Annotated in this window: 11 protein-coding genes; 4 read left to right on the top strand and 7 right to left on the bottom strand. The window is 63.6% G+C overall.

From position 1 onward, the window contains the following. Window positions 1-19: 19 nt before the first annotated feature. Both PPGU16_RS27235 and PPGU16_RS27230 read right to left on the bottom strand, forming a co-directional pair. Window positions 20-421, bottom strand: coding sequence for a hypothetical protein (locus tag PPGU16_RS27235; protein WP_405032686.1), 402 nt, complete (start codon window positions 419-421; stop codon window positions 20-22). A 274-nt stretch (window positions 422-695) separates the two neighbouring features. Then, on the bottom strand, window positions 696-2,117 hold the full coding sequence (locus PPGU16_RS27230; protein WP_180723481.1) for an aldehyde dehydrogenase family protein: 1,422 nt from the start codon (window positions 2,115-2,117) through the stop codon (window positions 696-698). Between the two features lie 102 nt (window positions 2,118-2,219). Here PPGU16_RS27230 and PPGU16_RS27225 point away from each other — a divergent pair, with 102 nt between their 5' ends. Both PPGU16_RS27225 and PPGU16_RS27220 read left to right on the top strand, forming a co-directional pair. Next, a complete protein-coding gene (locus PPGU16_RS27225) occupies window positions 2,220-3,146 on the top strand; it encodes a LysR family transcriptional regulator (RefSeq protein WP_180723480.1) in 927 nt (308 codons plus the stop codon). A gap of 932 nt (window positions 3,147-4,078) precedes the next feature. Further along, window positions 4,079-4,516, top strand: coding sequence for a YciI family protein (locus tag PPGU16_RS27220; RefSeq protein WP_180723479.1), 438 nt, complete (start codon window positions 4,079-4,081; stop codon window positions 4,514-4,516). Window positions 4,517-4,547: 31 nt separating this feature from the next. Here the strand turns inward: PPGU16_RS27220 and PPGU16_RS27215 are convergent, their stop codons facing one another. From PPGU16_RS27215 to PPGU16_RS27200, 4 genes are read right to left on the bottom strand one after another with little or no spacing between them, the layout of a single operon-like run. After that, complete coding sequence (locus PPGU16_RS27215; protein WP_180723478.1) at window positions 4,548-5,714, bottom strand: ABC transporter permease; 1,167 nt, start codon at window positions 5,712-5,714, stop codon at window positions 4,548-4,550. A gap of 35 nt (window positions 5,715-5,749) precedes the next feature. Then, on the bottom strand, window positions 5,750-6,904 hold the full coding sequence (locus PPGU16_RS27210) for an ABC transporter permease (protein ID WP_180723477.1): 1,155 nt from the start codon (window positions 6,902-6,904) through the stop codon (window positions 5,750-5,752). 33 nt (window positions 6,905-6,937) lie between these two features. Beyond that, the gene (locus PPGU16_RS27205) at window positions 6,938-7,645 is read right to left on the bottom strand and encodes an ABC transporter ATP-binding protein (RefSeq protein WP_180723476.1); all 708 of its coding nucleotides are present in this window, start codon (window positions 7,643-7,645) and stop codon (window positions 6,938-6,940) included. After that, a complete protein-coding gene (locus PPGU16_RS27200) occupies window positions 7,642-8,850 on the bottom strand; it encodes an efflux RND transporter periplasmic adaptor subunit (RefSeq protein WP_180723475.1) in 1,209 nt (402 codons plus the stop codon). The genes PPGU16_RS27205 and PPGU16_RS27200 overlap by 4 nt, the downstream gene beginning before the upstream one ends. Window positions 8,851-9,159: 309 nt before the next feature. Between PPGU16_RS27200 and PPGU16_RS27195 the strand changes: the two genes are divergently transcribed. After that, window positions 9,160-10,017, top strand: coding sequence for a class I SAM-dependent methyltransferase (locus PPGU16_RS27195; RefSeq protein ID WP_180723474.1), 858 nt, complete (start codon window positions 9,160-9,162; stop codon window positions 10,015-10,017). A 53-nt stretch (window positions 10,018-10,070) separates the two neighbouring features. On the opposite strand, the gene PPGU16_RS27190 is transcribed toward PPGU16_RS27195, so the two are convergent. Continuing rightward, entirely contained in the window at window positions 10,071-11,906 is a 1,836-nt protein-coding gene (locus PPGU16_RS27190) for a tannase/feruloyl esterase family alpha/beta hydrolase (RefSeq protein WP_180723473.1), read from the bottom strand. Window positions 11,907-12,303: 397 nt separating this feature from the next. On the opposite strand from PPGU16_RS27190, the gene PPGU16_RS27185 reads away from it, so the two are divergent. Beyond that, entirely contained in the window at window positions 12,304-13,560 is a 1,257-nt protein-coding gene (locus PPGU16_RS27185; protein ID WP_180723472.1) for an MFS transporter, read from the top strand. Window positions 13,561-13,582 lie beyond the last annotated feature (22 nt).

Genomic DNA, 13,582 nt, shown 5'->3' with positions numbered 1-13,582 from the left:
CAGCGAGCTAGGGCAGGCTTCAGCGCTTCGGTCGCTGCGCGGCTTGCTTGTCGAGTGTGTCGATATCTTCGTCGAGACTCTTGCGAATCGTGTCGATCGCCTGATCGACGTTGGCGGGCTTCAACTGGTTACGCGCCAGCGCGACGTACACGTAATGACGCAGCGCCGGATCGTGCGTCTTCGACAGCACGTCGTGATAGACCGCGTTCATCTCGGCATCGCGTCCGCTCATGTCGTAGAGACGCTGCAGATGCTCGAGATCGTTGACGGCCGCGAAGCCAGGACCATGCGGCGGCGGAGCGTCATGTGCAGGGCCATCGTGCGGCGGCGGAAAATCGGACGAAGGCGGTACTTGCGCATGAGCGGCGGACGTCAGCGCGACCAGCGCGGCGAAAAGAGAGATGCGTTTCAGCGAGATCATGGCGATCGGCAGAACGGCGGCTGCCGTTGCAGTAATGAAGATGCCGAAACGATAACAACGCGTCCCACGCGATGGGAGGCTCGCTATAAAGGGCTCGCTTACGCGGGCTTTCACGTATCACATGCGTGCTGGGTCGATCGCGCGTGCCAACGGGCGGCGGGCTCCGTCCGGGCTCGTCAGATGGTTATCGTCCTTCGCTAACACGAGCCAGCAAAAGAAAGGCGGTGAAAGACACCCTGTCCTTCACCGCCACGCTCGATGCGTCACGACACGCTCACAGCACGCCGAGCATCGCCTTCGGTTCGAGAAACGCTTCGAGACCGTACGTGCCGTACTCGCGTCCAATACCCGACTGCTTGAATCCGCCGAACGGCGCAGCGGGTTCATGCGCCAGCGTGTTGACGAGCACACGTCCCGCCTCGATACGCGACGCCACCTGGTGCGCGCGCGCCTTGTCCTGCCCGAACACGTATGCCTGCAAGCCGTAGTTCGTATCGTTGGCAATCTTGATCGCTTCTTCGGTGTCGCCGTACGCGATGATCGACAGCACCGGTCCGAAGATTTCCTCGCGCGCGATCGTCATGTCGTTGGTCACGTCGCTGAAGACGGTCGGCCGCACGAACCAGCCGGCATCGAGACCATCGGGACGCCCTTCGCCGCCCGCGATCAGCCGCGCGCCCTCGTCGATACCGATGCCGATATAGCGCTGCACGCGCTCCCATTGCTTCTGGCTGACCATCGGGCCGACGGTCGTGCGCGGATCGCGTGGATCGCCGGATTGCGCCAGCGCCACTTCGTCGCGCACACGCGCCTCGAACTCCGCGAGGCGCTGGCGCGGCACCAGAATGCGCGTACCCGCGATGCACGCCTGACCGCTGTTCATGAAGCCCGCATTGATCGCGAGCGGCACGACCTGGTCGAAGTCCGCGTCGTCGAGCACGATGGTGGGCGACTTGCCGCCCAGTTCCAGCGTCACGCGTTTCAACGTATCGGCGCCCGTACGCAGAATCGTCTTGCCGACCGCCGTCGATCCCGTGAACGAAATCTTCGCGACATCGGGATGCGAGCTGATCTGCGCGCCGACGGAATCGCCGCGCCCCGTCACGATATTGAACACACCCGGCGGCAAGTCCGCTTCGTGCAGTGCCTGCGTGACGATCCGCGTCTGCAGCGCGCTCATTTCGCTCGGCTTGATGACGGTCGTGCAGCCCGCCGCCAGCGCAGCCGCGAGCTTGCCGCAGATGAAGCCCGCGTTGCTGTTCCACGGCGTGATCAGACCCGCGACGCCGAGCGGCTGCATCACCACTTGCGCCGTCCCTGCTTGACGCGTGAATTCGTACTGCTCCAGCACCTTCGCCGCTTCGATCAGCACGTTGCTCGCATGCTGCGCCATCCAGCGGCCGCGCGACACGGGCGCGCCGTATTCCTCGACGATCGCATCGTAAAGCTCGTCCTCGTTCGCGACGACGGCGGCGTGCATGCGCTTGAGCATGTCGATGCGTGCCCTTTTGCTGGTGCGCGAGAACGCCGGAAACGCGCGCTTTGCCGCCGCGATGGCATCGCGCGCATCCTTGGCGTCGGCGAGACGCACGCGGCCGATCACGCGCTCGGTCGCAGGGTTGAAAAGCTCGAACCACTCGTCGCCGTGCGGCGTGACGAACGCGCCGTCGATATAGATCGTGTCGATTGTGTGCATCTGCGTATCCCGTGACTTGCCTTCAGTGCCATAAAGATAGCGGCGCCTGATTGACGCGACTAGTCGTACAATCAGACATGACCTATTGAGTAAAACAGGATAATGAAAACCACCGGCCTGAGCGAACTCGAAGCCGTGCTGGCTGTGGCGCGTCACCGGAGCTTCCGCGCTGCCGCCAACGAAATGGGCGTTTCGACCTCGGCGCTGAGCCATTCCGTGGCGGCGCTCGAAGCGCGGATCGGCGTGCGGCTTTTCAATCGCACGACGCGCAGTGTGTCGTTATCGGAAGCGGGCGCGCAGTTCGTCGACAGCGTGGCGCCTGCGCTATCGTCCATTCGCGTCGCGCTGGAGCAGGCGGGCAGCTTTCGCGACACGCCGGGCGGGACGTTGCGGATCAACACTGCCGTGGGCGCGGCGCATCAGGCGATGCCTGTTTTCATTGCGTTCCTCGCGCGCTATCCGGAGATGAAGCTCGATATCGTGACGGAGGGGCGGCTGATCGATATCGTGGTGGAAGGGTTCGATGCGGGGATTCGGCTTGCGGAGACGGTGCCGCAGGACATGATTGCTGTGCCGTTCGGGGATAAGCAGCGGTTTGCTGTGGTCGGCAGCCCGGCGTATTTTGCGCGGCATCGGCCGCCGCGGACGCCTGACGAGCTTGAGCAGCATCGATGCATCCGGACTCGTATGCCGAGTGGGGCGATCTATCAGTGGGAGTTCGAGCGGCATGGGGAGACGGTGCGGGTCGATGGCAAGGGTGCGCTGACTCTCGATGAATCCGGGTTGATGTTGAGCGCTGCGCGGGCCGGGGTTGGGCTGACTTACTTGTCCGAGTGGACGGTGGCTGCGGATCTCCAGGCAGGGACGCTGGTTCGTGTGCTCGAGGATTGGACGCCGCCGCTGGATGGGTTGTGTCTTTATTATCCTGGGAGGCGGCATGTGCCCGCAGGGTTGCGGGCGTTGATCGATATGATCAGGGAGGCGGCGGATTTGCAGCGCCGGGATACCGCGGGCAAACGGAAGAGGTAGGTTTTTTTGTCTGCGACGCTGGTCGGGTTTTTTGCTGGCGCTCGCGGGGTGAGTGTTCTTGGTGCGGCAGGTTTGGTGTTTTTGTGCTTTCGCTGGCATCCGCTTGATGTTATTGGTTCGCAAGCGTTGCCCCTGTGCGGGGCGGCACCTACTTTTCTTTGCCGCCGCAAAGAAAAGTAGGCAAAAGAAAGCGGCTCACACCGCCAGCACGTGTGCTTATCCACGGGCCCCCTACGTCCCCATCCTTCACACGGCTGCGCCCTGGCCAGTTCTCGTTGCCATCGCTTCGAATGAACGCCTCACCCGCTTCGAATACCCATACTTGAGCCAGCGGCAACGAATGGTTTGCGCCGCCCAGGTGGCAAACTGTGTGCAGGTTGTCGCGTCGTATAGCCTGTCGCTCTTACAGGGTGGGACGCGTGCGCTATCGATCCGGCGTGAGGCGTGTGAAGCACCAAGGGCCTACACACAGTTTGCCACCTGGCGGCGGTGGACTGTCTGGCGCGGCATGCGGTAACGCGGGAGCGTGAAGTGGGCGAGGCGCACTGCAAGAGCGCTGGCAACGAGCGTGGGTCACGTGGTTGCCGTGTGAAGTGTAAGACCCTTTGGGGGCCCTCAGGCAAATACTAGAACTGGCGGTGTGAGCCGCTTTCTTTTGCCTACTTTTCTTTGCGGCGGCAAAGAAAAGTAGGTGCCGCCCCGCACGGGGCGACGCGTGCAGTGGTAAGTCATATCGCGGATGCCAGCGCAAAAGCCAAAACACCAAACGGCGACGCATGACAGCACGAAAAACCCAAAAGCCCCACCCAGCGTCGCAGACATCAAAAAAACCAAAAAACCCAACCCATTATGTCGATTCTCCCCACCCTCACCCGTCGTCAAAATGAAAACCGCCCTATCGCGGTTTCGACAATCCTGAAAGGAGAAAAATCATGCGCGTCATGGTAATCGTCAAAGCAACGACCGACTCAGAAGCGGGAAAAATGCCCACCACCGAACTACTCACAGCAATGGGCCAATACAACGAAGAACTCGTAAAGGCCGGCATCATGCAGGCAGGCGAAGGCCTGCACCCCAGCTCCCGCGGCAAGCGAGTGCGCTTCTCAGGCGCAAACCGAACCGTCATCGACGGCCCATTTGCAGAAACAAAAGAACTGATCGCCGGCTTCTGGCTCTGGCAGGTGAAATCGATGGAAGAAGCCGTCGAATGGGTCCGGCGCTGCCCCAACCCGATGGAAGGCGATTCGGAAATCGAAATTCGTCAGATCTTCTCAGCCGAAGATTTCGGCGGCGAATTCACCCCCGAACTGCGCGAACAGGAAGACCGCCTGCGCGCCGAGATCGAGCAACAAACGCACAAACCAAAATAAAACGAAGCCCGTCGGCGGCACGCAGCAAACCTCACCGCGCACGCAATGCATCGACGATATTCATACGCGCCGCCCGCATCGCGGGCAAAAAACCGCCGACGAGCCCCATCGTCATCGAAAACACCAGCGTCTTCCCGACAATCGCGGGCGTCAGGATGAACCGGAACGACAAGTCCGCAAAGGTCTGGAAGTTCGTCGTCGAAAACGACGCGAACTGCATGAAGGCCGCACACCCCAGACCCGCCAATCCGCCCACCAGCCCCAGCAACACCGCCTCGATCAGAAATGCAGCCAGCACGTTCGCGCGCTGGAAGCCTAGCGCGCGCAGCGTGCCGATTTCGGCGACGCGATTGGCGACGGACGCGTACATCGTGATCATCGCGCCGATCATCGCGGCAATCGAAAAGATCGTCGACAGCGTAAAGCCCAGGATGTTGAGAAAGGTCGACAGCGCCTTCGACTGGTCGCTATAGAACGTCTGCTCGCGCTTCGCTTCCTCCGCGAGGCGCGGGTCGACGTCGATGTCGGCCCTGAAGCGCTCGAACTGATCGGACGCCGCGAGCCGCACTACCATCGACGAATAACTGGTGCGTCGGAACGACTGCATCAACTGATCGACGTCGCCCCAGATTTCCGAATCGAAGCCGCTGCCGCCCGCATCGAAAGTGCCGACCACGGTCCAGTCGCGCTGCGCGAAACGCAGATGCTCGCCCAGTTGCGTGCCGCTGAAGCCCTTCGCAATACTGCTGCCCACGATGATCTCCGACGATCCCGGCGCGAACATGCGCCCCGACGCGAGCTTCACTTGCGGCCGCAAGCTCATGCCCGCTGGCGACACGCCGCGTATCACCACGTTCGACGGCTTGCCCGTGCCCAGCTTCAGCAGCGAGATCAGCACGACGGATTCCTTCGACGCCATCCGCTTGCCATCACCGCCCATCGCCACGGCGGGATGCATTTCGATCACGTTGGCCTGGCCGCGGTCGATCGCACTCTGCACTTCCGTCTCCGCGCCCTTGCGGATCACGACGACGTTGTCCGCTTCGCCCGTCGAAACCAGCGTCTTTTTGAGCCCCGCATCCAGCATCAGCACCGTCGCGAACACGAACACCACCAGCGCGAGGCCGCCCGCCGTCAGCGCCGTGGTCAGACGGCGCGTCCACAGGTTGCGGGCGATGTACGAAAGCGGAATGGCCACGTTGTGCTTGCCTATGTCCTTGCGTTGCGTTGAATTCAGCCGATCGCCCGCAGGCCTTCGACGATCCGCACGCGCGCCGCCTGAATCGCGGGAATGATCGCCGCAGCCAGCCCGACGACGAGCGCGCACGCGGCCTGCTGCAGCATCGTTTCGCGCGACACGGTGAACACCGGGAACACGCCGCCCGTCGCCTGCTTGAAGAAGCTCGCAGCGGGCGGCGTCGCGAGCATGCCGAGGCCCGCGCCGACCGTGCAGATGGTCAGCGACTCGCCGAACATCAGCAGCGCGAGAAAGCCCGGCCCGAAGCCGAGCGCCTTGAGGGTCGCGTATTCGGTGGTGCGCTCGCGCGCGCTCATCGCCATTGCGTTCGCCATCACGGCCATGATGATGACGATCACGACGTACGACACGAGGCGAATCGCCGCGATGATCTGATTCGACATCGCGACGAAACCGAGTTGAAACGCCTGCTCCGTCTCCGTCAACGTTTCGGCGAGCGAGTTCTTGAACACGTTGTCGACGTTGCGGGAAATCGCGGCGGCATCGTCAGGATTGTCGATGCCGACCACGTACACGCCGACCTGATCCGCGCGCCGCCCCGGCATCTTGCGCACGGATTCGTTCAGATAGTCCCAGTGAAAGATCATCTGGCGTGTGATCGTCGATTCGTCGCGGCCATCCAGAATGCCGCGCACGACGAATTCCCACGTGCCCGGATAGATCGTCCCCTTGATGGGGATCACGTCGCCCACCTTGAATCCGTATGCAGTCGCAAGCTGCCGGCCGATCAGGCAGCCCTTGCGGTCGCGCTCGTAATCGGAACGCTGCTGCGCGGGCAGAATGAACTCAGGGTACAGGTCGAGATAGTTGTCCGATACGGCGAACTGCGCGAAGAAGTTTTTCGGGTCGCGGTAAACGCCGCCGAACCAGTTCGAGCGCGCAACCAGTGTCACGCCGTCGACGCCGCGAATGCGGTTCTCGTAGCTGAGCGGCAGCGGGAACGCGAGCGAGATCGAGTTGCGCGTCACGAGCCGCGCATTCGAGGCCGCCGCCGCGCCCGCATACCACGCGTCGATCACGGTATGCAGCAGCCCGAACGCGAGCACGGCGATCATCAGGCCGAGCACGGTCAGCGTCGTGCGCAGCTTGTGCCGCAGCGCGTTACGCGTGATCAGCTTCAGCAGGTACATGGCGCCTTGCTTGCGCGAGCGGGTTCGCGCGTCTCAACGAGCCGTGCCATCGATCAGCTCTCCCTTCTCCAGATGCACGAGCGCACGTGCCGCGCCCGCCGCGTGCGCGTCGTGCGTGACCATAATGATCGTCTTGCCCAATTCGCGGTTCAGGCGCTGCAACATGGCGAGCACTTCCTCGGCGGAGGTGCGGTCCAGGTCGCCCGTCGGTTCGTCGGCGACGATCAGCGTCGGGTCCGTGATCAATGCGCGCGCAATCGCGACGCGCTGCTGTTGCCCGCCCGACAGCTCCGATGGGTAATGATTCGCGCGATTGCCCAGATTCACCATGTCGAGCACGAGCGCGACGCGCTCGCGCCGCTCCTTGCGCGTCAGGCGCGTGAGCATCAGTGGCAGTTCGATGTTCTCGAACGCCGTCAGCACGGGCATCAGGTTATAGAACTGGAAGATGAAGCCGACATGCGCCGCGCGCCACTGCGCGAGCGCGGATTCGTTGAGCCGTGTGATATCCAGTCCGCCGACGCGCAGTTCGCCGCCGTCCGGCCGGTCGATGCCCGCAATCAGATTGAGCAGCGTGCTCTTGCCCGAGCCCGACGGCCCCATCAGCGCGATGAAGTCGCCTTCGCCGATCGCCAGCGTGATGTCGGACAACACGGGCACGGTCTGCACGCCGCGCCGGTACGATTTGACGAGATGCCGGATGTCGACGAGCGGCTGCGCCGCGTTGATCGGCTCGCTCACTGTTTCTTCGCCACGGTGACTTTGGCGCCGTCCTTGATGTGCTCGTTCGGCGCGCGCACCAGCACGTCGCCGGGGCGCACGCCGCTGACTTCGACCAGTTCGCCGAGCGTCGCGCCCGTGGTGACGGGCACTTCGTGCACGCTGTCGTCCTTGACGACGAACGCCACCTTGCGGCCATCGCGCTCGACGATAGCAGCCGGCTGCACCGCGACCACCGGCTTGCGGTCGTCGGGTGGCACCGGCTTCGACAGAAACGCGATTTTCGCGCTCATGTCGGGCAGCACGCGCGCATCGCGATCGACGAAGCGCACCTTGACGAGCACCGTCGCTTTCGAACGGTCGACGGTCGGCACGATGCGCGACACGCTGCCCGCCAGGCGCATGTCCGGCAACGCGTCGAGCTGTATCTCGCAAGGCGCGTTCACAGCGATCTTGCCGATGTTCGATTCGGCGACGTCGGCTTCGACTTCGAGCGTGTCCATGTCGGCGATGGTGACGACAGCGCCCTTGCTGTCCGATGCCTGCGAAAACGGCGTGATGTTGTCGCCGACGTTTGCGTGCTTTTCGATGACCACGCCGTCGAACGGCGAACGGATCACGGTCTGATCGACGGCGACCTGCGCGGCCTGCGCATTCGCCTGTGCGGCCACGATGGCGGCGCGGCTATTGTCGATCGACGCCACCGCCTTGTCGTAGCGCGCGACATCGGCGTCGTACTGGGTGGCGGAGATCGCGCCGTTCGGCGCCAGGATTTTCGAGCGCCGCAAGTTGACCTCGGCGTTCTTCAGTTCGGCCTGCTGTAGCGCGAGGTTCGCCTGCGCAACCTTGATCTGCGCCTTCGCCTGCGCAAGCGACGCCTCGACGTCGTGACTCTCGATCCGCGCGATGATCTCGTCTTTTTTCACGCGCGTGCCTTCCAGCACGCCGAGCCATTCGAGGCGCCCCTGCGCCTTCGAAGACACCGCTGCCTTGCGCTGCGGCACGACATAGCCCGTTGCATTGAGCAGCGTATAGGTTTGCGAGGGATAAGCCGACACCACGGTCGTGGTCTCGACGGTCTGTGGACTCGCCAGCCTGAGGCCGACGACGAGCGCGACGACGAGGATCAGCGCGACGACCCCGTAGCCGATCCAGTTGCGCCGGCGGCCGCCCGTAGCGACGGCTGGCCGGTCGATTTTCAGCCGCTTCAGATCGTGATCTGCCAATTTCTTATGCCGTTGCCGCAGGGTGGATGCCGTCGCGCGTCTCGACGCATCGCCACGCTGGCGACTTATCGCGTGTAAATGGGTCCACAGTATAGCGCCGCGCCCTGCCCGCGTCTGTACGGGCCTGGCATCCCGCTTGCAACGACACAGTGCTTGCGTGCAAAACGCCGGGAGTGCTTACGATTCGTCCATGGCAAAGCGTTGCGGTGTATGCGATAAGCATCCCGTCGCACCGCGCAAAAGTTGACAGGCATCTGCGCTAACGGTTTAGATTCTGGCCGTCGGCGTTCGATTTCCGAGGGAGGCATCATGGAAGAAAAACAAACTGTCGCGGCGGACACCACTGCCGTGCGCGTCGCGCTGTGGCGCGCGATGCACGTTCAGGTCGATGCGCCGCCGCACGTGCTCGACGACGAAGTCGGACTGCGGCTCGCGGCGCCCGACAAAAGCTGGCGTGAACGTCCCGACATGGACGCGCAGGGAACGCGCGGCTATCGCGCGTCGATCGTGGGCCGCGCGCGTTTTATCGAAGACCTGGTTGCGGAGCAGGCGGATCGTGGCGTCGGTCAGTACGTCATTCTCGGCGCGGGTCTCGATACGTTTGCGCAGCGCAAGCCGCGCATCGCGTCGCGGCTGCGAGTCTTCGAAGTGGATCGGCCGGGCGCTGTGTCATGGAAACGTGAGCGCCTGCTCGAACTGGATTATCGCATTCCCGACTGGCTGCGGCTCGTCCCCGTCGACTTCGAGGCGGGTCAGTCGTGGTGGGAACAGATCGCGGACGCAGGTTTCGATGCGAGTGCGCCCGCCGTGATCGCATCGACGGGTGTCTCGATGTACCTGACGCGCGAGGCGAATCTGGCGACGCTGCGTCAGATCGCGAAACTCGCGCCGGGCTCGACGCTGGCGATGACCTTCCTGCTGCCGCTCGATCTGATCGATCCCGCCGAGCGCGCGCAGCATGAGTTCGTCTACGAGCGCGCGCGGGCAGCGGGCACGCCGTTCGTCAGTTTCTTCAAACCGGTCGAAATGCTCACGCTCGCGCGTGAAGCGGGTTTCAAGGGCGTCAAACATGTGTCGACGGCCGATCTGATCGAGCGCTACTTCGCTGGCCGGTCCGATGGTCTGAAGCCGTCGACGGGTGAAGCGTTTCTCGTTGCGACCACCTGAGGGCGCATTGAGCGCGCGCCGCCCGTCATGAAAAGACGGCGCGCGATCATCGCCTAGAACCCGTGGGACGTCTTCCGATAGCTGCTCCAGTTGTTGCCGCCCGTGCAGTTCAGCTGCGAGCCCTGCGCCTGGCACCACGCCTCATAACCCGGCGAGTAGAGCCACTCTCCCATCCAGTTCAGATCGACATGCGTGTCGCCTTCCGCCGACACGAAGTTCGACGCGTCGTCGGTGCTGCCCGAGCCGGTGTAGCGCGCCACGGCCGGATACGGGAATACCGGGCGTGTGCGCGTGGTTTGCCCCGTCGAATCGACGATCGACGCGACGATCTTGCCCGGCTTCGCGCCCGTCTCCGTCCATGACATCAGCGGCGTGAGGATATCGAACGTATTCGGACCATCTCCGCCGCCGCAATGCGCGACGCCAGGGAACAGATAGAGCTTCGCGAAGGTGTCGACACGCTCGCTGCCCATCACGCTCTTCATCGCGGTGTAGTACTCGATGGTCGAGCGCGGCGAGATGTGCTGATCTTCGAGGCCATGCCACAACATCAGCTTGCCGCCGCGACGTTCGAACGGATGCAGGTCAGGGTCGGTCGCCGCGAGATACTTCGAGGTCGGCACGGTCTTCAGGAACGCATCGATCGTGAATTTCAGGTCGCTGAACGCCGCCGACGCATTCGATCCATTGAAGTAGTCGAGATAGCGCAGGAACGGCATCACGAAGTTGATGCTGCCGCTCGGCCCGGCATCTGTCGTCGGCACGAACAGACTCCAGTTCAACTCCGAACCCCATTCGCGCGAGACGAACGGCTCCAGACGCGCGCCGCTGGCGTCGGTTGCGCCGTCATGAATCTTGCGCACCACGGTCGCTTCGGCCTCGGACAGACACGTCGACGCCGCCTGCCCTTTCGCGCACACCAGCGTCGCGGGATCGAAACGACACGCCTGCGGACGGTCGACCACGCCATCCGTCACACCGTCGATGCCGTCGCACGCCTTCAATACAGCGGCATGGACGAGCGGCAACTTGTCCGCGAGCAGAATGTATTTGCCCGTCTTCGGATCGATGTTCGCGGCGGCCGCCCAGCCGTGATGGAAGGTGTTCTGCACGATCAGGTCGTTGGCGGGCGCGCCTGCTGCAATACCGTCGAAATCGTCGGGATAGCGCTGCGCTTCCATCAGCGCTTCGCGCCCGCCATCGGAGCAACCGTCGAAGTACGCGTATTTCGCGGGCCGCGCGTAGAACTTGTTGATGATCGCCTTCGCCACTTGCGCCGTCGCGTGCTCCGCGCGATACGCGAAGTCGAGCTTCGCCTTCGGGTCGAGCGCCCATGAACCGTCGTTGCCGCCTTCGTGGCCCATGTCGGTGGCGGCCATCGCGATCTGTCCGTTGGTGACGGGCACGCAGGTCGATGCCATCGGTGCGTTGACTGACAGGTTGCCGCACAGGCCGCCGCAGCCCGTTTGCAGATAGCGCTGGGTCCAGCCCTGCGTCGGCAGTTGCAGTTCGAATAACGACGCACCCGGTCCGATCGTGCCCTTCACGTCGCACACGGGCGCGGGCAGCGTACGCTGCCCGACAGCCGTTCCCGCCGGCAGCACGACGGCCGAGGTGATCGTGACCGTGCCGTCCGTCACGCCGCTCAGGTCGAGTCCCGCGACGGCTGCGCAGTTCATCGCGGGCATCACGGCGGGCAGATTGGCGAGGCCCGCTGCGGCATGCGCGCCGGACGGCCAGGCCAACGCCGCCAGCAGCGAGACGAGCAAGGTGAACGCGGCCAGCAGGCGGCGCATGAAGTCATGTTGCACACGTTCTGTCACACGCCCTGCGCCCGCCCCTGTCGGCAAGGCGCACGCAAGCGATCCTGCGTTGCAGATCACACGCATCTCTGTCTCCTGTTGTCATCGGAATGCGGCGCTCGCGCGATGCGCCGTTAGCAGAACAAGCAACCAGTCGCACGCTCAGGATAGCCAACGTAAGGGACTGACACGATTGCCAATTTGGCGCGATTCAATCTGTTTTTGTTATCGGCGCGTGGACGGTGGCCAGCTAAGCCTGCGCTAACTCTTCGACGGCACAATCTCCCACATGCACCGGGACAAGGCGTGTCAACGCCTGAAACCACGCGCCCAACGCGGGATTTGCAATCCGTCTGCCTGTTTTCAGAAGCGGTGATATGGTGGCGCGCAAATGGCGGCGACGCATGTCGTTGCCCACTCACCTCAATGGTGCAGCGTGCGACGCCGCACGCCACGCACCCATTCATCGATCAGCGATAAAGACATGAACTTCGAAAACAACGCTTCGAGCAACACGCCAGACGTCGCCGACGGCACGTCTTCGCCGTTGCGCGCATGGCTCGCGGTAGCGTCGGTGACAGTCGGCGCATTCGCGTTCGTGACGACGGAATTTCTGCCCGTGGGTCTCCTGCCGCAAGTCGCGCAGACCTTCGACGTCTTGCCGGGCACAGCCGGCCTGATGGTGACGATTCCCGGCATCATGGCCGCCATCTCCGCGCCGGGTCTGATGCTCGCCGCCGGGCGCGTGAACCGCCGGCTGATTCTCATCCTGCTGACGGTGATGCTGCTCGCGTCGAACCTGCTGTCGGCGTTCGCACCGAATTTCCCGATGATGCTCGTGGGCCGCGCGCTGCTCGGTGCCGCGCTCGGCGGCTTCTGGACGCTCGCGCTCGCGGCGGCGGGGCGTCTGGTGAAAGCGCACGAAGCGCCCCGCGCGACCGCTACGATTCTCGCCGGCGTCACCTGCGCGACGGTGATCGGCGTTCCTCTCGGCACCTTCATCGCGAGTCTCGCTTCGTGGCGCATGTCGTTCATCGCGACGGCCGTGCTCGTGAGCGTCGCGCTGATTTCGCAGATTGCACTGCTGCCGTCGCTGCCGTCCGCAGCGGCCTTGCGTTTCGCCGATCTCGTGACGCTCGTGCGCCGTCCGTTTCCGCGCAAGAGCCTGTTGATGGTCGCGCTGATTTTCGGCGCGCATTTCTCGTCGTACACGTATATCGCGCCGTTTCTGCAGAACGCGCATTTCAGCACGTCGACCATCACCGCCGTGCTGCTCGGCTTCGGCATCATCGGTTTCTTTTCGAACTTCGCGGTATCGACGTTCGTTGCCCGCAGGCTCAAGGGCTCGCTCGCCACGGTGACCTTGCTGCTGATGTTCGCGTTGCTGACCATGCCGCTGCTCAGCGACATGGCGCCTGTCGTGACGGGCATCGTACTCGCGTGGGGCGTCGCGTTCGGCGCGATTCCGCTGTGCGTGAGCGTGTGGATGCAGGAAGCGTCGCCCGATTTGCCCGAAGCGGGTTCGGCGCTGTTCGTCGGCATCATTCAGGTGGCGATCGCCGTGGGTTCGTCGGTGGGCGGCACGATCGTCGATCACGCCGGCATTCCCGTCGATTTCTGGTTCGGCAGCGTGCTCGCGATTCTCGGCCTCGTCACGCTGGCGAGTTTCCGTTCGCGCAACAACGCCACGCAGGTCGCCGCGCCCGTGGCATCCAACGAAGTTCAGACCGAGTGCGTGTGATGCGCGAAGCGCGGCGTCTTCG

It is taken from the genome of Paraburkholderia largidicola (genome assembly GCF_013426895.1).
GTDB lineage: Bacteria > Pseudomonadota > Gammaproteobacteria > Burkholderiales > Burkholderiaceae > Paraburkholderia > Paraburkholderia largidicola.
This window is presented reverse-complemented; position numbering and strand designations above follow the sequence as displayed.